The sequence below is a fragment of the Muribacter muris genome (assembly GCF_004569585.1).
GTDB lineage: Bacteria > Pseudomonadota > Gammaproteobacteria > Enterobacterales > Pasteurellaceae > Muribacter > Muribacter muris.
Genome location: NZ_SPPA01000010.1, coordinates 12,295 through 31,924 on the forward strand (window position 1 = coordinate 12,295; position 19,630 = coordinate 31,924).

Consider the following 19,630-nt stretch of genomic DNA (forward strand, 5'->3'; position numbering starts at 1 on the left):
AAGAATAGGATAGGAAAAATGAACAGTTGTACACCGAATGTGAAATCGCAGTATGATTACCAAGATCTGTTAGCTTCCGGACGAGGCGAGCTTTTTGGTAAAGAAGGCCCTCAGCTCCCTGCACCTTCAATGTTAATGATGGACAGAATCACTAAAATTACAGAGGCGGAAGGCTTATTTGCCAAAGGCTATATTGAAGCCGAGTTGGACATTGATCAGAGTTTGCCGTTTTTCGGCTGCCATTTTATCGGCGATCCGGTGATGCCGGGATGTCTAGGGCTTGATGCAATGTGGCAATTAGTCGGCTTTTACTTGGGCTGGATTGGCGGTAAAGGCAAAGGGCGTGCGTTGGGAGTCGGCGAAGTGAAATTTACCGGACAAATTTTGCCGACGGCGAAAAAAGTGATTTACCGTATCAATATGAAGCGTGTGATTAACCGCAAATTAGTGATGGGAATGGCGGATGGTGAAGTCGAAGTGGACGGGCGAATTATCTATACTGCCACAGATTTGAAAGTCGGGCTATTCCAAGATACAACCGCATTTTAAATTTTGCGATCGTGATCGTAAAATAAACATATCTCAATTTACAGATTGATCTTTTTCTCTATTATCTTCCCTAAATAGACCTGATGAATAGGGAAGATATGACGAGAGCAATAACCTTTATTGAAATATTAGCCGTATTAACGATAATTGTTATTTCCGCTTATTTCCTTTCGCCTATTTTCCTGCGTATTCAAAGCACTATTTTACTTCATCAAGAAATCGAACATATCCGATCTTTTATTTATTATATTCAAACCAAAGCTAAATATCGTAAGCAAAGCTATTCCGTTACCATTGCACAAAATAAACAGAATCATCGATATTGTATTATTGCGGTTGCAAAAAAATCGGATAAACAAACCGCTTGTGATTGCTTATTTTTGCCAAGTTGCCGGATTCAATCGGATTATCATCTTTATCAGAGCAAAAATAGTGCTATTGTATTAAAAAGCCAAGGTTTATATCCGGAGATATTTTTTAATATTGACGGTAATGCGGCAAGATTAGGTGAGAAATGCTTGGGACTTAGCCTGAATGAGACTCAGGAAGTTATACAATTTGATGAAGCCGGAGGCATAAATGTGGTACAGAAAAATAAGCGTACCAAATGCCGTTAATCTTAATGCAGCATTTAGTTTAGTTGAAATATTGATTGCATTGAGTTTAGGCACACTTGTTTTATTATCTGCAATAAAATTTTATGCTGATCAATTTATTCATCAAAATACGCAACGTGAGTTATTTCAGCTACAAAGGCACGCTCATCAATTATTAGAGTATTTACAGCATCATATTCAACATATCGGCTATCAAGGTAAAAATAGAAAATCGCATAATTTTAATTTATTTATCCCAACTCAGGCCTATTCCCTCAATAATGCACAATGTTTTATTTTTATCTATGATTTAAATGGTGATGGGTGTATCGGCTCAAGATCAAAAAATAATGCGTGCCGATTACAGAATCGTAATAATACTAAAGCGGTTGCCAAAGAGATTTTTGGATTTAAGCTAGAAAACAAAAAACTGACTATTCTTGATGATGATAAACATATTCGTAGTTGCTATCAAAATGAATGTTTATCAATATTGAAAAATTGCCATAAATTTAAGTGGTCTAAACTTTCCGATTTATCGGAATATCATATTGAAAAATTGCAGTTTAGTTGGGTAAAAGAAGGAATTTTATTGAAAGTTGAGATAATGGTTTCATCATATAAAGATCGTAATAAACAATACAGTGCTACGATATATAGCTATATTTTTAATGCAAGGGAAGGATAAATGAAAAGAATGTCCATAATCCCTGCCGGCAGTTTATTAGTAACACTCGTCATTATAAGCATACTTTTGACCTTTATATTTACCCATAAAGCATTATTTATCCATCAAGAAAAAATCAACCAAAATGAATATTTTAATTACTTGAATGATAAATTCAAATTGATTAAGGAAATCAATCAGAGTAATTCTCAACGAAATGCCCGTTGTGCTGAAATCAAGAACGACACCGTTTTAATTAAGTTAGGGAATATAAACTATCATTTCCACTGTGAGTTTATTAGCCTATTTTTAGAGAAAGAACCGACCAAGAAATACATATCTTTTGAACATATAGAGGACTATCTTAATCTCATTTCTGTACCTATAATTAAAGTCAGTTCATTAGCAGATCTACCTATTAGCTCAATCGATGAGCCAAAGATAGTAATATTGACAGATGCGGTATCGGGGAAATTAGAGCAAGATTTTTACGGTATTATCATTACTCATCATTACTTTGAGCTTAAATTTGGGGCGAAATTTTATGGCGTATTATATTCTTCATATCCTAATGAGAGTAAAAATCGCTATATTACTTATCAAAGTGAGGTAATTAAAAATTTGAAGGAAAAATATTCCTATTGGCAATATTTAACCCACTCTCGGAATATATTAAATAATGAGAAACTTAATTAAAGCAGAAACATTTATCAGTTTATTAACGGCAATAGTGCTATTTAGCTTGATTATACTAATGTATATGAAGTGGCAAGCCGAGCAACTGAATCAAAATCTGTTTTTATTTCAAAAAAAGCAGGCATTACAAATAGCCGAAAACCAAATCGCTTTGAAAATGGCAGGCGTATCTTGCGATAATCAAATTAGCCAAAATAATATTTCTTTCCGTGTGCTATGTACGGAACAGGGGGTAAAGGTGAGCTTTCCTTTGGGTGAGATTGTGATCGGAAAAGTAAAATAAACAGGGTAGAATAGCACTCTTTTTGGAAGGAGAGATGCTATGTTTACGGTATATTATGCAAATCAGCTAGAAAATCAGAAAGACTTACTGGTCAATATTATTAGAAATGACCCTAACCCAAATCCGTTTGAGCAGGAAACAATCCTTGTACAGAGTACGGGAATGGAGCAGTGGCTACAGATGCAGCTTTCCAGCGATCTCGGTGTTGCGGCGCATTTTCAATTTCCTTATCCGACCACGTTTCTATGGCAACAATACCGTTTACTTTTTCCGGAATTACCTAAAGAAAACAGCTTTGATCGCCATTCAATGTTATGGCGTTTGATGCGTTTAATACCGCAATATTTAGATAATCAATGTTTTGCACCTTTAAAGCATTATTTGAATGGGGCGGATCAGCTAAAATTATATCAACTTTGTACAAAAATTGCGGATTTATTCGACCAATATCTCGTATATCGTCCCGAATGGCTGATTGAATGGGAAAAGGGTAATCTAAATACCGTTAAGGATATGATATTAAATAGACCTTCTTTTAAGAAAAAAGAGGAGAACGATATTTTTGCCATTATTGAGTGGCAGAGTTTTCTATGGGTTAAATTGATTGATGAGATAAAAAGTGAAACCAGTGAAATATTGTTTAATACGTCCCATAGAGCCTATTTACAGCAACGCTATTTTGATAAGTTGGATAATTTAAGTGCAGAGGAGAAACTGAAATTACCTAAGCGTATTTTTATTTTTGGCATTTCATCGTTACCAAACAGTTATTTTTTACTCTTGCATAAATTGAGTCAATATTGCCATATCCATTTATTTTTTACTAACCCGAGCCAATATTATTGGGGAAATAATCAAGAAGCAAAATTAATTGAGAAATTAGCATTAAAACAACAGCTTTCATCATCTGATTTAGCAGATTTATATCAACATCAAGGGAATAAATTATTATCGGCTTGGGGGAAGCAAGGTAAGGAATTTCTGAATTTATTGATTGAGGCAGATATTCAATCCGTTGATTTTTATACGGATTACCCTAATAGCCATCTACTCTTAAACCAAATAAAAAATGCGATTTTAAATTTTGAACAGAAATCGCAATTTAGCTTAGATAAATCAGATAAGTCGGTACAAATTCATTCTTGTCATAGTAAAATGCGGGAAATTGAAGTGTTGCATAATCAACTGTTAAATTTATTTGAAGCCGATCCCGATTTATCGCCCAAAGATATTATTGTAATGTCGCCGGATATTGATAGCTATGCCCCCTATATTGAAGCTGTTTTTTCTCGTTATACAAAAAGAGATGAGTATAATCGAAATGATAGCCGATTTATTCCGTTTAGTTTATCCGATCAAAAAATAAGTTATATTGATCCGATTATAAAGAGTTTTTTCACATTATTATCTTTAAAAGAGAATCGGTTTATTGCGGAAGATATTTTAGATCTATTAAATGTCAAAGCTATTCAGAATAAATATCTTATTACGAATGAACAATATATGACATTACGTCAATGGATTAGGAATGTCGGTATTCGTGCCGGATTGAATATGCAATCAGTTGATTGGCTAAATTATAATTCGTGGCAAAATGGGCTAGAGCGTTTGTTACTGGGAAGCAGTTTAAAAGAAGAGCATAATAGCTGGCAAAATACGCTTGCATTTAACGAAAGTTACGGATTATCTGCCGAAATTGCCGGAAAACTTGCAAAATTTATTGATGATCTGACCGCTTGGTTCGCTTTTATTCAAAAAGCGCAAACCGCAGATAATTGGCTGCGTAAACTTACGGAAATCATCGCTTTATTCTATCAAGAAGATGAAGAAAATCTGGATATTATTTTAACTTTAAATAATGCGGTCGAGACTATTATTCAGCATATTTCAAACGTGAATTTTACTGAAGAGATTGAGATCGGTGTTATTCAGCAACTAATGGAAGCGGAATTAAATGAGCAGCGCAGTAACTTGAATTTCCTATCGGGTAAAGTGAATTTTTGTACGTTATTACCAATGCGTGCTATTCCTTTTAAAGTCGTCTGTTTATTGGGAATGAATGAGGGAGAGTTTCCCCGCCAACAGAACCCTAATCCTTTTGATTTAATGCAATATGCACCGATTATCGGTGATAGAGCAAGGCGAGATGATGATCGTTATTTATTCCTTGAAGCGTTGCTGTCAGCACAATCTATTTTTTATGTAAGCTATCTTGGGCAATCTTTAACGGATAATAATGCAAAATTACCTTCTTTATTGGTTTCTCAATTGATGGATTATATCAATCAAAACCTGATAGAAAATCACATTCAGCCAATAAATCACCCGATGACAGTCTTTAGCCAAAAGTATTATCAGGCAGATTATATTTCTTATGACCAAGAATGGCTGGAAATAAAGCGAAAATATCATCAGAACAAACCGTTTTTAACGGCTATTCATCAACAACAGATTTTATCAGAGATTGATATGACGGATTTAATTTATTATATCCAAGATCCGTTAAAGTATTTTTTTCATCATCAACTGGGGGTTAAATTTGAAAATTATGATGAATCAATTGATGAAACGGAAATATTTAGCCTTTCTCATTTAGAACGTTATCAGTTACTTGATGAGATTGTTAATCTTCATTCCGATGAAGTCGATCATTTTTTTAAAAATGAAACCTTAAAAGGAAAATTACCGATAAATGCGTTTGGTGTAATGGCGGAATTAGAATTAAAGAAAGCTGTTTCAATGCTACAAGCAACATTAACGAATTATCAGATAGAGCAGAATAACATCATTGAAATTGAGGCGGAGATAGATATTATTTCGGATAAGGTGAAGTTAGTCGGTAATATTGATAGCTTATTTGAACAGGATTTTATTCAATGGCGAGTTGGGAAATTAAGGGATAAAGATCTTATTCACTGTTGGATTTATTATTTAGTGATGATTGTTTCGGATATTCCGTTTTCAACATTCAAATTTTATTATTTAGAGGATAGTGAAGTAAAATCAATCACTTTTACACCGATTTCAAAGGCGAATGCGGCGTTATTATTAGGCATATATATTCAAGATTATTTAGCCAGTTTCCAGACATTAAAATGGGCAATCACACAACATATTTGCCGCTATATTCAAGATTATACGGCAGAAACTTCGCCAGCATATTATTGTCAAACGGCGACAGAGTTAATACAAAGTCCTTATTTAGACCGAGTATTTGCGCAAACCGCTGATTTAGATTGGGAAGCCATTCACCAACGGACGTTTAACTGGTTTGCACCAATGATTCAACATTTCATTGAGGAGGAAGAATAATGAGAAAACCGTTACTTCGTTATAGCTTATCCGCACTATTGGTATGCGGTCTGTTATATTCAAGCCCGATTTTTGCAGAAAATCAGGCAGATCACACCGCTTACAATACGGTAATGACGCAGCCTAAAGGCTTTGAAGTGATTAAAACTACGATCAATAAAAGCCCGACCGATAAAGCGATTTATCAAGCGATTAAACTCGCCAACGGAATGGAAGTCCTGTTAGTTTCGGACGAAAAGGCGAACCAATCGTTATTGTCTGTCGGCTTGCCGATTGGCTCGATGGATAACCCTATTCAGCAGCAAGGGCTGGCTCACTACTTGGAGCATATGATTTTAATGGGGTCGAAAAATTTCCCTGAAACCAATAGCTTGGATAACTTCCTGACAAAAAACGGAGGCTACAATAACGCCTACACTGCCTCTGATCGCACGGTGTATTATTTGGAAGTGAAGCACAGTGCGTTTGATGAAGCGGTAACTCGCTTTGCCGATACAATGGCACAGCCGCTATTATCGGAAAAAAATGCGAAAAAAGAGATTGATGCCGTTAATGCCGAGATGGTGAGAGCGAAATCTAATGATGGATTTTTAGTGCGAGATGTTACTTTAGCCACGGCAAACCCTGCTCACCCAATAACGAAATTTGCGGTCGGTAATCATACAACGTTGTCCGATAAAAAAGGCAGTAAATTACAAGATGAATTAGTGAAATTTTATCAGCAATATTATTCGGCAAATATAATGAAAGCGGTATTATATTCTAATCAACCGATTGAAAAATTAGCAAAATTAGCCGAAAAAACGTTAGGATTGGTGGAAAATAAACACATTACCCCGCCGAAAGTCGATATTCCTTTATTAAGAGAAGACGATAAAAGCGTTATTATTCATTATAAACCGATTAAGCCAAATAAAACATTATCACTCTCTTTTGATATGCCGGAAGATAAAGTCGCATTTCAATCAAAAACAGGGGAATATTTATCTTATGTTTTTGAAAATAATACCGAGGGAACATTATCCGATTATTTAATTAAACAAGGCTTATCCGATAGCGGTATTTCTGCAAATTATGAGCCGGATATTACTCGTAATCGGGGGAGTTTTTCCTTTAATATTGCACTTACGGATAAAGGTTTAGCCGAAAAAGATAAAATTATTTCACTGGTTTTCCAACAAATTGAAGCGATTAAAAAGGCAGGGATTCAACCAAGCTATTTTAACGAATTAAAAGAGAGCCTTAGCCAAGAATTTCAGCATTTAGAAATTGTAAAGGGGGGCGGTTATGTCGCAGGCTTAGTCAATCAAATGATTGATTATCCGTTGGCGCATATTATCGATCAAAGCTATATTGCGGATAAAATGGATGAAAATGCAATAAAAGCCAAATTAGATTTAATGAATATTGATAATGTGCGTATTTTATTGATAGATGATAAGGCGAAAACGGATAAGAAAACCCAATATTTTGAAGCGCCTTATGCGATTGCTAAATTAACCGCCGCACAAAAGGCAAAATATTTGGATTTCAGCCAAAATCCGACCCTGAAATTACCGGCACTTAATCCCTATTTCGCCACGGATTTTTCGCTTAATCCCGTTGATCGTAGCCGTATAAAGCCGGCACAAATTGTGCAACAACAAGGGTTAGAAATTTATGCGATGCCGAGCCACTACTTTGCCGAAGAGCCTAAGGCAAAAATCGCGCTGAATTTTATGATTTCGCCTGAAAAAGATGATCTTAAACAGGCAGTGAGTGCGAAATTGCTGGGTTATATGTATGATTTGGATCAATCCCAATTAGATTTTCAGGCTGCCGTTGCCGGTATGGATATAGGGTGGTCGGGAGATCATAATACTTTAGTGCTTGAAGTGGAAGGTTACACACAGCATTTGGCAAAATTAGTCAAAGACGTGGTATCAAGTTTCAGCCGTTTTGAGTTGAAACAGAGTGTGTTAGCACAGGGAAAACAGCGTTATCTTGAGGGGCTGGATCGGCTTGCGAAAGACAATGCATTGCGTCAAGCAAATCGGGCAATATCCGATTTTGCCGACTATCCTTATTATAGCGTTGAGCAACAACGTAAAATGGTCGAGCAAATTCAACTGGCGGATATTGAGCAGATCCGTACCCGCTTTTTGACCCAAATGACGGGAGCAAGGGTCTTGTCCGTTGGTAATTTATCCGATCAGCAGGTAAAAGCGATTACTGCGGATATGTCTTCCGTGATTAAAAATAACCAATCGGCGTTGAATACCGGACGTTATGTGGATATTAACGATAGCGAGCGTAAACTCAACTATATTCAAAGCATTCCCCACGAAGATAACGGCTTGAGTATCGCCTTTTTTGCAAAAGGTTATGGTGAATTGGAAGGGCTAAGCCGTGCAATGTTGCTGAAAGACATTATTGGTCGCTGGTATTTTGATGATTTGCGTACCGATAAACAGCTAGGCTATGTTGTATCTGCTACGGATGCACTTATCGGTAAAACATCCGGTTTACTCTTTTTGGTGCAAAGCCCAACGGCATCGCCGCAGCAAATTATGCAACATAACCAACGTTTTTTTGCTGAGACATTGGCGAAATTGCAAAAAATGTCAGAATCGGAGTTTGAGAAATACCGTGCAAGCCTCTTGGAAATTTTACGGCATAAACCGGAATCCCTTTCGCGAGAGTTTATCAGATTTAACACAGATTTTATCCGAGGCAATACGCAATTTGATCTCAAAGCCAGAATTATTGCACAGGTTGAACAGCTGAATAAGCAGGATCTGATTGATTTTTATCGCAATGCAGTAATTGATCAGAAAGGACTTGTATTTGCCAGCCAAGCCATCGGCAGCAACAGCAAAATTAACCAAGCGGCAGAGCTGAAAGGCTTTGAAAAGATCACTAACATTGAGAAACTGCAAAAAGAGTTTGATATTAAACGCTTCTAAGCAGAGCAAGCGGTAAGATCGCCCCTAATTTTTACAATCAGGGGCAGTTTATTTTACGAGTTTGATTGGTATTTTTGATAATTCAGTTGTAGCCACTGCAAGCCCAGTACGGCGATAACATTATCGATTTTGCCCTGTTCAACCCACTGATAGGCTTGTTCACGGCTGACAACGTGTACCAAAATATCTTCATTTTCCTCGGCTAACCCGTAAATGCCGCCGACTTGGCGGCTATCGACCAAGCCTAAAAAGAGATGTAGCCGCTCTACCGTACCGCCGGGGCTATCCCATACACTCAAGGCGTGTTCCAAATGGTTGATAGCTAGCCTCGCTTCCTCTTGGCTCTCACGGATAGCGACTTGCTCCGGCGTTTCATCGGTATCGATCATACCGGCGATTAACTCAACCAACCACGGCGATGAATTGCTGTTCGGATCGTAAGCACCGATTCGCACTTGTTCCACCAAGACGACGCTATCTTGTACGGGGTCATAAGCAATCACGGCAGAGGCAGCGCCTTTGACCAATAATTCCCGCACTACTTCACCGCTCATTCCGCCGGAAAACAGTTTGTGGCGAAAGTAGATTTTTTTCAGTTGAAAATGCCCTTGATAGACGGTTTCTTCCCGCTCAACGTGGAGATCCTGACGGGAAAATTGTTGGATAGTAGGCTGCATAAATAATCCTTAACTTTTACGTAAACGCTCGGTGTGAACGATATAAAGTGCAATGATCATCACCAAAATGGCGAGTGCAAACAGCAATGTATGCACGGCATTAGAGTGATCGACGATAATCAAACGCACCATTGCGGTGATGCCGATATAGAGAAAATAGCGTAGCGGAAAATGGTAATTATATTTGAAATATTGAACGATCAGTGCCAAAAATTCAAAATACAGAAAAAAGACCACAATTTTTTCAACAATTTGAAATTTTTCGCTATGGCTAAGCAGTAGTTCAACCAAAGAGGCTGCTTCTGAAAAGAGGGCATAGGCTAAGATCACCCCTGCCGCGAGCAGAGAAAGATTGAGAATCCATTGAAAAATCTCGGAAATCCATTTTCCAAAGCGGGAATGGGTTGAGTGAGAAGGAAACGGTGTCATTAACTAATTTACCTGATAGATAATGGGTGAATGCTGAATCGGCACAATTTGCCCGTTTTGCCACTGGGCGAGTGTTGGTGATGATAGCATAAAATCCGACTGCTCAAAAAAGTAGGCAAGGTAGAAAGGCAACTGATGGTAAAAATGCAATTCACCCTTTGGGCAGTGGGCGGAAAAAATCCGCTGCTGTGCCGGAGAGTGCCGAACTTCCGATAATTTGACAATACCGACCCCTTGCGATTTGAGTACGGCTTCACGCAAGCACCAGCTCAAGTAGAAACGACCGGACAAGCGGTCTAATTGCGGCAAAATATTGCCATTTTCAATCTCGGCGATTTCATTTGCGGCGGCAAAATAGCGGAGCAGATCTCGGTAACGCCGTATTTTTTGCGGGTGTTCAATATCAATGCCGACCGCCCGTTTAGGCTGCGAGAGAGAGAAAATCACCGCCACCCAATCACCGGAATGGCTGATATTAAAATCGAGCCGATCGTGATCGAGATAGGGGCGATCGCTGATGGTGCGTTGCATATCCTTGAGCAAATTAGGATCAAGCCCGCTTTGTTGCAATAACCTGTTCAACAAAAAGTGCGCCGTACGGCGGCTTTTCCATTTACGCAGTAGCCGTGCTGAGAGGTGAGGCGGCGGCGTGGGTGAAAAAGCGGGCGGTAATGCTTCATCATTGTGGGCAAATAGGATCTGCAAGCGGTCAGTTTTCATCGCTTTTTTGTAAGGGAAGTTTACAGGTACAATGATTGAGGTGATCGTCCACCAAGCCCATTGATTGCATAAAGGCGTAGCAAGTGGTTTCGCCGATAAAGACAAAGCCCCGTTTTTTCAGCGCTTTCGACATTGCGCTGGACACTGCGGTTTTACTCGGCACTGTTTCCAAGCTCGGTACGTCATTACGTTGTACCCGATGATTGACGAACGACCAAATAAAATGGCTGAAATCTTCGCCGGAAGTGGTCATTGCCAAATAGGCTTTGGCGTTTTTTACGATTGCTTCCAGCTTGGCTCGGTGTCGGATCAGATGCGGGTTTTGCATTAAGCGATCGAGATCTGCGTCGGTCATCTCCGCAATCTTATGCGGATCAAAGTGGTGAAAGGCCTGGCGGTAATGTTCCCGTTTGCGTAAAACCGTGATCCAAGACAGCCCCGCTTGCTGACCTTCCAAACAAATCTGTTCAAACAATTTATGGCTATCGTATTGTGGCTTGCCCCACTCGTTATTGTGATATGCCAGATAAAGCGGATCATCGCCGGGCCACGGGCAGTTTGTTGTCATTTTTCTATCCTAAAAAAGAGAACGCACAATGTGCGTTCATAAGCGGTCGGTTTAGTCAATTTTTTTGCAAACGCAAAAAGCGATCTTGATACCAGCATTGGAGCTGTCCATTTAATCGCATTATGCGTTTATTTTATGGGACACCAATGTGGCGTCCCAATAATTGTTAGCGTCTCGGCAAATAACGTGCCGGATCGACCGATTTGCCTTGATAACGGATTTCAAAGTGCAGTTTGTTGCTGTTAGTGCCGGTGCTGCCTAGGGTCGCAATCGTTTCGCCGGCTTTCACCTTATCTTGCTCGTCCACTTTGATTTTGTCGTTGTGTGCATAAGCGCTCAAGAAATCATCGTTATGTTTAATAATGATCAGATTTCCGTAGCCTTGCAACGCATTGCCCGCATATACCACACGGCCGGCTGCCGCTGCTTTTACCGCTTGCCCTTTGCTGCCTGCGATATCTAAGCCTTTATTTCCGCCTTCGGAAGAAGAGAAGCCGGAAATGACCCGACCTTCTGTCGGCCACTGCCATTTGAGAGAAGAAACCGCAGGAGCAGCACTATAATCACGTCCGCTGCTTGCCCGGACGCCGCCTGTTGTGGCGGTTACGCTCGGTGTCGTGCCGACAGAGGCGGTAACAACCGGGCGGGGTGCCGGCGGCGTGCTGCTCGTGCCGGCTTTGACCGGACCGGTAACCGTACCGTCAGAGCCGTACGCTGTGCCGTTTGCGGCTTGGGTATAAGTAACTGGCGGCTCAATCGGTTTTGGTGCCGGTTGTGGCTCGGCTTGCACTTGAGCAGTTGGTTGTGGCTTCGGTGATGCCTTGCTTAATTTTAACGTTTGTCCGACCCGTAACTGATACGGCTCGCTCATATTGTTTAACGCCGCCACTTCTTTCACATCTTTGCCCGCAATGTAAGCGATGAGAAACATTGTATCGCCTTTGCGGACGGTGTAGCTCTCGCCGTTATAAAATCCCTTGTCGATTTGGCTGTAAATCGGCGCATTGTTTTCATCACGGGGAATGGTGAAATCCTGCGGCACAGACTTTTTCACCACCGGCTTGGGCTTGGCAACGGGCTGTGGTGCGGGTTGAACCGGTTGAGGAGTGCTGATCGGCTCAGGCTGGTAAACCGGTTGTGGCGGTGGTGTATAAGCCGGCATTGTGTTAGGCATTGGCGCGGTTTCCACTTCGTTTTGCCAACCGTAACTTTGGTGAGTTGCCCCTGTACCTGCGACAGGTTGCATTACGCCCGGCGGTAGTTCGCCGTCATCGGCGGTAACGACCGGTGCAGGTGTGTTTGAACCGCAAGCGGTTAAAATCAAACTGGCAAGCGGTAAAAGTAAAAATGATTTCTTCATTGGTTATCCTAATGTTTGCAAGCGGTTAGTTGTGCGGGATTTATTGCAACATTATTTTAAACGCAGCACTTGACCGACTTTTAACTGATACGGTACACGCAGATTGTTTAGGCGTGCGACTTCATTGACCTCTTTACCTGCCAAATAAGAGATAAGAAATAGGGTGTCTTGTTTGCCGACCGTATAAGTCGCACCGGTATAGCAGCCTTTTTGGATTTGGCTGTAAACCGGGGTCGTGCCTTCACGCACCACTTGGCAGTTGCCGACCATCTCCGTTTGCCCGTTATAGCTTGGCTGCGGTAAAGGTTGCGGCTGTGGATATGGCGTGTTAGCACCGTAGGTTGGCTGATTCATTGTGCTTGGCATTTCGGTCGGCTGAACCTCGGTTTGCCAAGCGGTATTCGCTTCGCTAATTTCGGCGCTGCTGTTTTCAGCGCTGGAGTTAGATTGGCAGCCGGCTAAAGCGAAGGCGAAAAATGGAAATAAAATTAATGACTTTTTCATAATAGAACTCTACTTAGTTAAGGTATAAACGAAGTAAGCGACCACTGCCAAGGCAACGGTTGCCCACCCAATGATTTCAATCGAACGGCGGATTTTATCGGCATATTTCTCCCCGCCCCACGCAGAGAGTTTTGCCACGAGATAGAAACGGGCAAAACGGGAAATCGCCGCAGTTATCACAAAGGGGAAAAATGCCATTTGCATTACCCCTGCGCAGATTGTAAACACTTTATAAGGAATTGGCGAGAAGCCGGCTAAAAAAACTATCGCCACGCCCCAGGTTTCAAACCAATTCATCGCTTTATCAAAATTTGCCTGCATTCCCCAGTTACTGATGATCTCTTTGACCCAATCAAACGCAAAATAGCCGATGCCGTAGCCGATAATCCCGCCAAGCACGGACGCCAGCGTAGTATAAACGGCATAACGGGCGGCTAAATGCGGTTTACTCATCGACATTGGTATCAGCATTACATCGGGCGGAATCGGGAAAAAGATTGCCTCAATAAAGCTGACTAAACTCAGCCAAAATCCGGCAAAACGGTGTTTTGACCATTCCATTGTTTTGTCATAAATTGTGCCGAACAGTTTCATTGGAACGCCTTATTGAGTGCGTTGAGCGAGGCGTGGGCGGTCATATCCGCTTGTAATGGGGTAATCGACACATAACCCTGCTCAATGGCGTGGAAATCAGTGCCTTCACTCGCTTCAACCGGTTTGCCGTTCTCGCCGATCCAATATACGGTTGAACCGCGCGGATCTTGTTGTTTTACGATCTGTGCTGCCGGTGAGCGTCTGCCCAAGCGGGTAATCTGTATCCCTTTTAATTGTGAATAGGGTAAATTCGGCACATTAATATTCAAAATATGCTGTGCCGGCAGTAAACCGGCTTGGATCTTAGGCAAGATAGCCAGTACCGCTTGGGCAGCAGTGTCAAAGTGGCATTCGCCCGCTAAATAGCTTGCCCCGTGCTGCCCGACCAGTGAAACGGCGAGTGAAGGCAAATGCAAGTGGCGACCTTCCAAAGCGGCGGCAACCGTGCCGGAATAGACTACATCATCACCTAAATTTGCCCCGTGATTGATACCGGAAATCACTAAATCAAAGGGGGTATCCAGCAAACCGTTTAACGCTAAGTGGACACAATCGGCAGGTGTGCCGGCAATGATGGTGTAATCGCCGTTCTCAAAGCGGAACACCCGTAGCGGATCAACCAAGGTTAAGCAGCTAGACGCCGCACTGCGATTGCGATCGGGTGCAACCACCGTAACATTATGACCGGCTTCCCGCAGGGTTTTAGCTAAAATTTGAATGCCCGCAGCGTGAAAGCCGTCATCATTACTCATTAAAATATTCATTTTGTCCTTTTTGGATAAAGATAGGTTATTGTGTTATAGCCAATTTTCTAAGCGTAGCCCTTCGACTCGCTCAAATTCACGCAGATTATTTGTGACTAATATAAGTCCTTCACTGCGGCAATGTCCGGCAATATGTAGGTCGTTTTCACCAATGATCTTGCCTTGTTTGATAAGCGCGGCTTTGATCTGCCCGAAATGTGCCGCCGCTTTGGCTTCATAATTTAGCAGTGTCAGGCGAGAGAGGAAATCTTCTATTACGCTCATATTTCGCTCTGGGAATTGACTTTTTTCTGCGCCGTAATAAAGCTCTGCGGCGGTAATACTGCTGACGCAAAGTTGATTTGCGTGTTGGTTAAATTTTTCCAAGACACTCAACGGGCGGCGTTTGATCACATAAATGACAATGTTGGTATCAAGCATATATTTCAGCATCAAAACTCTTCCCTTTCCGTTTGAATAGAGCGCTCCCGTTCATTCAGAAAATCATCGCTGACATTTTGCTCGGTAAGAAAAAAGCTGTCCCAACTATGTTCAGTCGGGCTAAGAATACGATCTTTGCCGACAATACGGATATTCACTTTTTTGATATGCTCATCAAACCGCATTGTTGCCGGTAAACGCACCGCTTGAGTACGATTTGTAATAAAGACAGATGCTTCCATTTTAATCTCCCTAGAGACGCAATATAAAAAGTATATAGTCTATGTATATAGCAAGCAAGCCCTCTCTTTCGACCTCTTTTTTGCCAAAAGGTTTAGCCGTTATCATCGACTAACATCAACTCTCGCACTAAAGCGGTGGCATAGCTGCCGGCATCAAGGAAAAAGTTGAGCCGTAAGCCCGCCGGTTCAAACTGCCACTTAAATTGCTGCGGTTTGGCAAGCATTGGGCGGCGGGCGGATTTCATCCGTTCTTGCGTGGCAAGTTTGATTAAATCCGTATGTGTGCTGACGATGTGCTGCTCCCTTTCAAATAGCTTTTGATTAAGGGAATCTTCACCCACCAGTGGGGCAGTCAGCAAAATATCGCCCTCATCTAACCGCGTGTTGAGACTGCCCAAATCCGCGGATTGCGCCACAAACCAACTGTGCGAGCCGGCAAGTTGCACAATATCGTGTTCAAATACTTGATCAATCAAGTCTGCTTGAATGCGATCCGCCACCACTAAATTAAATATTTCGCTGCGGGCGGCGGAGAGGTAAAAACTGCGTTTTTTGCGATCTTTAACCTGAATTTCGCCCTTTGCCCAACGCTGTGCTTGGGTGAGGTTATGTCCGTCCCGCCCGAAACGTTGTTCGGTAAAATAATTGGGAAAACCGACCGCTTGCAGTTGGTTTAAACGGGCATTCAGCTCGTCCGTTTGGTGAATGTCCCGCAGTAACAGCTCAAAATGGTTGCCCGCCAGACTGCCGATGCGTATTTTGCGGTTGTGGCGGGTAACGGCTAAAATTTCAACACCGTCAAGCTGAAAAGTGCTGAAGTCGGGCGTTTCTTTGCCGGCAAGGTGCAGGCAAAACCACTGTTCTGTAACGGCGTGCCGATCTTTTAAGCCGGCATAGCTCATATTTTTTGCCGAAATACCGACAAAATCCGCTAACTTTTCGCCGACAAATAGGGTATTGGCATTGGTTTTTCGCACCTTTACCGCTACAAATTCACCATCGCCGAACAGCTCGTAGCCTAGCTCTTCTGTTACGATAAAGTCTGCAAATTCTGCCTTTAATCTGCCCGCTTGCTGCGGTTCGCCAAATAAATAGGGAAGTCGGTTCATTTTATTCATCACCAAGGACACCGCAGTGTCGGTTTAAGCCAAGGCAGGCATTATACCTGAATTTTGGCAGGCGAATTTCAGCCTAAGTAAATTCTGCTGCCAAATGGGGATTAAATCACAATATTTTGCGCAAAAGCATCAAAATTGGGCGCAAAATTTGGTATAGTGCATCCGGTTTTATTTTTTATATTTGATTATGGAGAAACTAAAATGGCACGTCGTCCACTTGTAATGGGTAACTGGAAATTAAACGGTAGCAAAGCCTTCACCAAGTCGTTGGTGGAAGAGTTAAAGCGTGAGCTTGATGGCGTAACCGGTTGTGATGTCGCAATTGCACCGCCGGTAATGTATCTTGCCGAAGCGGAAGCAGCATTAAATAGCTGTGAGTGTAGCTGCCAAACCAAACAAATCATTGCATTAGGTTCACAAAATGTTGATGTGAATGCCAGCGGGGCGTTTACCGGCGATATTTCAACGGAAATGCTAAAAGATTTCGGGGCAAAATACATTATCATCGGGCATTCTGAACGCCGCACTTACCATAAAGAGAGCGATGAATTTATTGCGAAAAAATTTGCTGCATTAAAACAGGCAGGCTTAGTGCCGGTATTATGTATCGGCGAAACGGAAGCGGAAAATGAAGCGGGTCAAACGGAAGCGGTATGTGCAAAACAATTAGATGCGGTGTTAAACACCTTAGGGGCGGACGCCTTTAACGGTGCGGTGATCGCTTATGAACCGGTTTGGGCGATCGGTACGGGCAAATCGGCAACTCCGGCACAAGCACAAGCGGTACACGCTTTTATCCGTGGGCATATTGCAAAACACTCTCAAGCGGTGGCGGATCAAGTGATCATTCAGTACGGCGGTTCGGTCAATGATGCGAATGCGGCGGAATTGTTCACCCAGCCGGATATTGACGGCGCATTAGTCGGCGGTGCATCACTTAAAGCCCCGGCGTTTGCGGTGATTGTGAAAGCGGCGGAAAAAGCGAAAGCCTAATTTTTACGCATTCTTCTAAGCCATATTTAGTGATAAATATGGCTTTTTTGTTATTTGGCTGGCAGATGTTGCCTTGTTCATCAGCATTTTTAGCGAATGAGTGAAAAATTTTTGCCCTTTCCCTTGAAGCCTGAAATTTTATCCCTATTTATTGTGCCGTCTGAATGGGAGCTGAAATCCCATTTCTTTTTGAAAAAGATTAAGTTGCCCTTGAAATGTCCTGAAAAAGCACAATCTTGTGGCTAACTTGAATAAACAACCAAATTTATTATTGGAGAATTTAAAATGGGAAAAATCATTGGTATTGACTTAGGAACAACTAACTCTTGTGTAGCAGTAATGGACGGCGACAAACCTCGTGTAATTGAAAATGCAGAGGGGGCAAGAACCACACCATCAATTATCGCTTACACCGATAAAGAAACCTTAGTCGGTCAGCCGGCAAAACGCCAAGCAATCACAAACCCGAAAAATACGTTATTTGCGATCAAACGTTTAATCGGTCGCCGTTTTGAAGACCAAGAAGTTCAGCGTGATGTGAGCATTATGCCGTTTGAAATCGTGAAAGCAGACAACGGCGATGCGTGGGTAAACGTAAAAAATGAAAAAATGGCACCACCGCAAATTTCGGCTGAAGTATTGAAAAAAATGAAGAAAACCGCAGAAGATTTCCTAGGTGAACCTGTTACTGAAGCGGTAATCACTGTGCCAGCGTACTTTAACGATGCACAACGTCAAGCGACCAAAGATGCAGGACGTATCGCAGGTTTGGAAGTCAAACGTATCATTAACGAACCAACGGCTGCGGCATTAGCTTACGGCTTAGATTCCAAAAAAGAGAACCAAATTATTGCGGTGTATGACTTAGGTGGCGGTACGTTCGACTTGTCAATCATTGAGATCGATAACTTTGATGGTGAACAAACCTTTGAGGTACGTGCGACCAACGGCGATACCCACTTAGGTGGTGAGGACTTCGACAACCGTTTAATCAACTACCTTGTTGATGAGTTCCAAAAAGAGCAAGGCATTGATCTACGCAACGACTCAATGGCTATGCAACGTGTGAAAGAAGCCGCAGAAAAAGCGAAAATCGAACTCTCTTCTGCACAATCTACGGAAGTAAACTTGCCATATATCACTGCAGATGCGACAGGCCCGAAACACTTGGTAATCACCGTTACCCGTGCGAAATTAGAAGCGTTAGTGGAAGATTTGGTCGCTCGTTCACTTGAACCAGTTAAAGTGGCGTTAAATGATGCAGGCTTAAGTGTGTCAGAGATCAACGATGTAATCTTAGTCGGCGGTCAAACCCGTATGCCATTAGTGCAACAAAAAGTGGCAGAGTTTTTCGGCAAAGAGCCTCGTAAAGACGTGAACCCAGACGAAGCGGTGGCAATCGGTGCAGCGGTGCAAGGCGGCGTATTAGCAGGTGATGTAACGGATGTATTATTGTTAGACGTTACCCCGCTTTCATTAGGGATTGAGACAATGGGCAGTGTGATGACGAAATTGATCGAGAAAAACACTACGATCCCGACTAAGCACAGCCAAGTATTCTCGACAGCGGAAGATAACCAAAGTGCGGTAACAATCCACGTTTTACAAGGTGAGCGTAAGCGTGCGAGCGATAACAAATCACTCGGTCAGTTCAACCTTGACGGTATTCAACCGGCACCGCGTGGTATGCCGCAAATCGAAGTAACGTTCGATATTGATGCGGACGGTATCTTGCACGTATCTGCAAAAGATAAAAATACCGGTAAAGAGCAAAAAATCACTATCAAAGCCTCTTCTGGTCTAAGCGATGCGGAAGTTGAGCAAATGGTGCGTGATGCGGAAGCAAACGCCGAAGCAGACCGTAAGTTTGAAGAATTAGTGCAAACCCGCAATCAAGCCGATGCGATTGTTCACTCAACTCGTAAACAAATCGCTGAAGCAGGCGAGAGCTTAAACGCAGACGACAAAGCGAAGATCGAACAAGCGGTTGTCGATCTCGAAAAATCTGCAAAAGGCGAAGACAAAGCGGATATCGAAGCGAAAATCGAAGCGGTGGTAAAAGCGTCCGAACCGCTACTTCAAGCCGCACAAGCACAGGCACAAGCCGGTCAGCAACAAGCTCAACAAAGCCAACCGAAAGATGACGGTGTGGTTGATGCTGAGTTTGAAGAAGTGAAGGATAACAAATAACGA

Annotated in this window: 20 protein-coding genes; 9 read left to right on the forward strand and 11 right to left on the reverse strand. The window is 42.1% G+C overall.

Features of this window, described 5'->3' with window-relative positions; genetic code table 11:
- Positions 1 to 18: 18 nt before the first annotated feature.
- The 7 genes from fabA (at position 19) to ptrA (ending at position 9,048) form a co-directional block, all read left to right on the forward strand.
- On the forward strand, positions 19 to 549 hold the full coding sequence (gene fabA / locus E4T80_RS05600; RefSeq protein ID WP_135055878.1) for a bifunctional 3-hydroxydecanoyl-ACP dehydratase/trans-2-decenoyl-ACP isomerase: 531 nt from the start codon (positions 19 to 21) through the stop codon (positions 547 to 549).
- Positions 550 to 647: 98 nt separating this feature from the next.
- Complete coding sequence (locus E4T80_RS05605) at positions 648 to 1,166, forward strand: pilus assembly FimT family protein (RefSeq protein WP_135055880.1); 519 nt, start codon at positions 648 to 650, stop codon at positions 1,164 to 1,166.
- The gene (locus E4T80_RS05610; protein ID WP_135055882.1) at positions 1,129 to 1,833 is read left to right on the forward strand and encodes a hypothetical protein; all 705 of its coding nucleotides are present in this window, start codon (positions 1,129 to 1,131) and stop codon (positions 1,831 to 1,833) included. The genes E4T80_RS05605 and E4T80_RS05610 overlap by 38 nt, the downstream gene beginning before the upstream one ends.
- A complete protein-coding gene (locus tag E4T80_RS05615) occupies positions 1,834 to 2,508 on the forward strand; it encodes a DUF2572 domain-containing protein (RefSeq protein WP_228064840.1) in 675 nt (224 codons plus the stop codon).
- Positions 2,492 to 2,791, forward strand: a complete 300-nt coding sequence (locus E4T80_RS05620; protein WP_135055884.1) for a DUF5374 domain-containing protein — start codon at positions 2,492 to 2,494, stop codon at positions 2,789 to 2,791. Before E4T80_RS05615 ends, E4T80_RS05620 begins: the two co-directional genes overlap by 17 nt.
- A gap of 39 nt (positions 2,792 to 2,830) precedes the next feature.
- Complete coding sequence (gene recC, locus E4T80_RS05625) at positions 2,831 to 6,103, forward strand: exodeoxyribonuclease V subunit gamma (RefSeq protein ID WP_135055886.1); 3,273 nt, start codon at positions 2,831 to 2,833, stop codon at positions 6,101 to 6,103.
- Positions 6,103 to 9,048 carry a pitrilysin gene (gene ptrA / locus E4T80_RS05630; protein ID WP_135055888.1) on the forward strand — a complete coding sequence of 982 codons (2,946 nt, stop codon included), beginning with the start codon at positions 6,103 to 6,105 and terminating at the stop codon, positions 9,046 to 9,048. Before recC ends, ptrA begins: the two co-directional genes overlap by 1 nt.
- Before the next feature lie 53 nt (positions 9,049 to 9,101).
- On the opposite strand, the gene nudF is transcribed toward ptrA, so the two are convergent.
- The 11 genes from nudF to truD form a co-directional block, all read right to left on the reverse strand.
- Positions 9,102 to 9,725 carry an ADP-ribose diphosphatase gene (gene nudF, locus E4T80_RS05635; protein ID WP_135055891.1) on the reverse strand — a complete coding sequence of 208 codons (624 nt, stop codon included), beginning with the start codon at positions 9,723 to 9,725 and terminating at the stop codon, positions 9,102 to 9,104.
- 9 nt (positions 9,726 to 9,734) lie between these two features.
- Positions 9,735 to 10,154, reverse strand: coding sequence for a phosphate-starvation-inducible protein PsiE (psiE, locus tag E4T80_RS05640; protein WP_135055894.1), 420 nt, complete (start codon positions 10,152 to 10,154; stop codon positions 9,735 to 9,737).
- A 3-nt stretch (positions 10,155 to 10,157) separates the two neighbouring features.
- Positions 10,158 to 10,874 (reverse strand): 4'-phosphopantetheinyl transferase family protein, encoded by a 717-nt coding sequence (locus tag E4T80_RS05645; protein ID WP_135055897.1) that lies wholly within the window; start codon positions 10,872 to 10,874, stop codon positions 10,158 to 10,160.
- Positions 10,864 to 11,442, reverse strand: a complete 579-nt coding sequence (locus E4T80_RS05650; protein WP_135055900.1) for a DNA-3-methyladenine glycosylase I — start codon at positions 11,440 to 11,442, stop codon at positions 10,864 to 10,866. The genes E4T80_RS05645 and E4T80_RS05650 overlap by 11 nt, the downstream gene beginning before the upstream one ends.
- A gap of 166 nt (positions 11,443 to 11,608) precedes the next feature.
- The gene (nlpD, locus tag E4T80_RS05655) at positions 11,609 to 12,802 is read right to left on the reverse strand and encodes a murein hydrolase activator NlpD (RefSeq protein WP_135055902.1); all 1,194 of its coding nucleotides are present in this window, start codon (positions 12,800 to 12,802) and stop codon (positions 11,609 to 11,611) included.
- 51 nt (positions 12,803 to 12,853) lie between these two features.
- Positions 12,854 to 13,306 (reverse strand): LysM peptidoglycan-binding domain-containing protein, encoded by a 453-nt coding sequence (locus E4T80_RS05660; protein WP_135055905.1) that lies wholly within the window; start codon positions 13,304 to 13,306, stop codon positions 12,854 to 12,856.
- Between the two features lie 9 nt (positions 13,307 to 13,315).
- Positions 13,316 to 13,900, reverse strand: a complete 585-nt coding sequence (locus E4T80_RS05665; protein WP_135055908.1) for a YqaA family protein — start codon at positions 13,898 to 13,900, stop codon at positions 13,316 to 13,318.
- Positions 13,897 to 14,664 carry a 5'/3'-nucleotidase SurE gene (gene surE, locus E4T80_RS05670; RefSeq protein WP_135055911.1) on the reverse strand — a complete coding sequence of 256 codons (768 nt, stop codon included), beginning with the start codon at positions 14,662 to 14,664 and terminating at the stop codon, positions 13,897 to 13,899. Before surE ends, E4T80_RS05665 begins: the two co-directional genes overlap by 4 nt.
- 33 nt (positions 14,665 to 14,697) lie before the next feature.
- Complete coding sequence (gene vapC, locus E4T80_RS05675; RefSeq protein ID WP_047977182.1) at positions 14,698 to 15,096, reverse strand: type II toxin-antitoxin system tRNA(fMet)-specific endonuclease VapC; 399 nt, start codon at positions 15,094 to 15,096, stop codon at positions 14,698 to 14,700.
- Positions 15,096 to 15,326 (reverse strand): type II toxin-antitoxin system VapB family antitoxin, encoded by a 231-nt coding sequence (gene vapB, locus E4T80_RS05680; protein ID WP_135055914.1) that lies wholly within the window; start codon positions 15,324 to 15,326, stop codon positions 15,096 to 15,098. Before vapB ends, vapC begins: the two co-directional genes overlap by 1 nt.
- 92 nt (positions 15,327 to 15,418) lie before the next feature.
- Positions 15,419 to 16,435, reverse strand: coding sequence for a tRNA pseudouridine(13) synthase TruD (gene truD, locus E4T80_RS05685; protein WP_135056038.1), 1,017 nt, complete (start codon positions 16,433 to 16,435; stop codon positions 15,419 to 15,421).
- Between the two features lie 210 nt (positions 16,436 to 16,645).
- On the opposite strand from truD, the gene tpiA reads away from it, so the two are divergent.
- Both tpiA and dnaK read left to right on the forward strand, forming a co-directional pair.
- Complete coding sequence (tpiA, locus tag E4T80_RS05690) at positions 16,646 to 17,437, forward strand: triose-phosphate isomerase (RefSeq protein ID WP_135055917.1); 792 nt, start codon at positions 16,646 to 16,648, stop codon at positions 17,435 to 17,437.
- 285 nt (positions 17,438 to 17,722) lie between these two features.
- Positions 17,723 to 19,627 carry a molecular chaperone DnaK gene (gene dnaK, locus E4T80_RS05695; protein WP_135055920.1) on the forward strand — a complete coding sequence of 635 codons (1,905 nt, stop codon included), beginning with the start codon at positions 17,723 to 17,725 and terminating at the stop codon, positions 19,625 to 19,627.
- Positions 19,628 to 19,630: the final 3 nt, after the last annotated feature.

Coding starts and splice junctions, on each gene's coding strand:
- E4T80_RS05665 (WP_135055908.1), bottom strand. CDS start 13,900: ATGAAACTGTTCGGCACAATTTATGACAAAACAATGGAATGGTCAAAA.
- E4T80_RS05620 (WP_135055884.1), top strand. CDS start 2,492: ATGAGAAACTTAATTAAAGCAGAAACATTTATCAGTTTATTAACGGCA.
- E4T80_RS05650 (WP_135055900.1), bottom strand. CDS start 11,442: ATGACAACAAACTGCCCGTGGCCCGGCGATGATCCGCTTTATCTGGCA.
- E4T80_RS05615 (WP_228064840.1), top strand. CDS start 1,834: ATGAAAAGAATGTCCATAATCCCTGCCGGCAGTTTATTAGTAACACTC.
- tpiA (WP_135055917.1), top strand. CDS start 16,646: ATGGCACGTCGTCCACTTGTAATGGGTAACTGGAAATTAAACGGTAGC.
- psiE (WP_135055894.1), bottom strand. CDS start 10,154: ATGACACCGTTTCCTTCTCACTCAACCCATTCCCGCTTTGGAAAATGG.
- E4T80_RS05610 (WP_135055882.1), top strand. CDS start 1,129: ATGTGGTACAGAAAAATAAGCGTACCAAATGCCGTTAATCTTAATGCA.
- dnaK (WP_135055920.1), top strand. CDS start 17,723: ATGGGAAAAATCATTGGTATTGACTTAGGAACAACTAACTCTTGTGTA.
- vapB (WP_135055914.1), bottom strand. CDS start 15,326: ATGGAAGCATCTGTCTTTATTACAAATCGTACTCAAGCGGTGCGTTTA.
- vapC (WP_047977182.1), bottom strand. CDS start 15,096: ATGCTGAAATATATGCTTGATACCAACATTGTCATTTATGTGATCAAA.
- truD (WP_135056038.1), bottom strand. CDS start 16,435: ATGAACCGACTTCCCTATTTATTTGGCGAACCGCAGCAAGCGGGCAGA.
- E4T80_RS05645 (WP_135055897.1), bottom strand. CDS start 10,874: ATGAAAACTGACCGCTTGCAGATCCTATTTGCCCACAATGATGAAGCA.
- surE (WP_135055911.1), bottom strand. CDS start 14,664: ATGAATATTTTAATGAGTAATGATGACGGCTTTCACGCTGCGGGCATT.
- ptrA (WP_135055888.1), top strand. CDS start 6,103: ATGAGAAAACCGTTACTTCGTTATAGCTTATCCGCACTATTGGTATGC.
- nudF (WP_135055891.1), bottom strand. CDS start 9,725: ATGCAGCCTACTATCCAACAATTTTCCCGTCAGGATCTCCACGTTGAG.
- nlpD (WP_135055902.1), bottom strand. CDS start 12,802: ATGAAGAAATCATTTTTACTTTTACCGCTTGCCAGTTTGATTTTAACC.
- E4T80_RS05605 (WP_135055880.1), top strand. CDS start 648: ATGACGAGAGCAATAACCTTTATTGAAATATTAGCCGTATTAACGATA.
- recC (WP_135055886.1), top strand. CDS start 2,831: ATGTTTACGGTATATTATGCAAATCAGCTAGAAAATCAGAAAGACTTA.
- fabA (WP_135055878.1), top strand. CDS start 19: ATGAACAGTTGTACACCGAATGTGAAATCGCAGTATGATTACCAAGAT.
- E4T80_RS05660 (WP_135055905.1), bottom strand. CDS start 13,306: ATGAAAAAGTCATTAATTTTATTTCCATTTTTCGCCTTCGCTTTAGCC.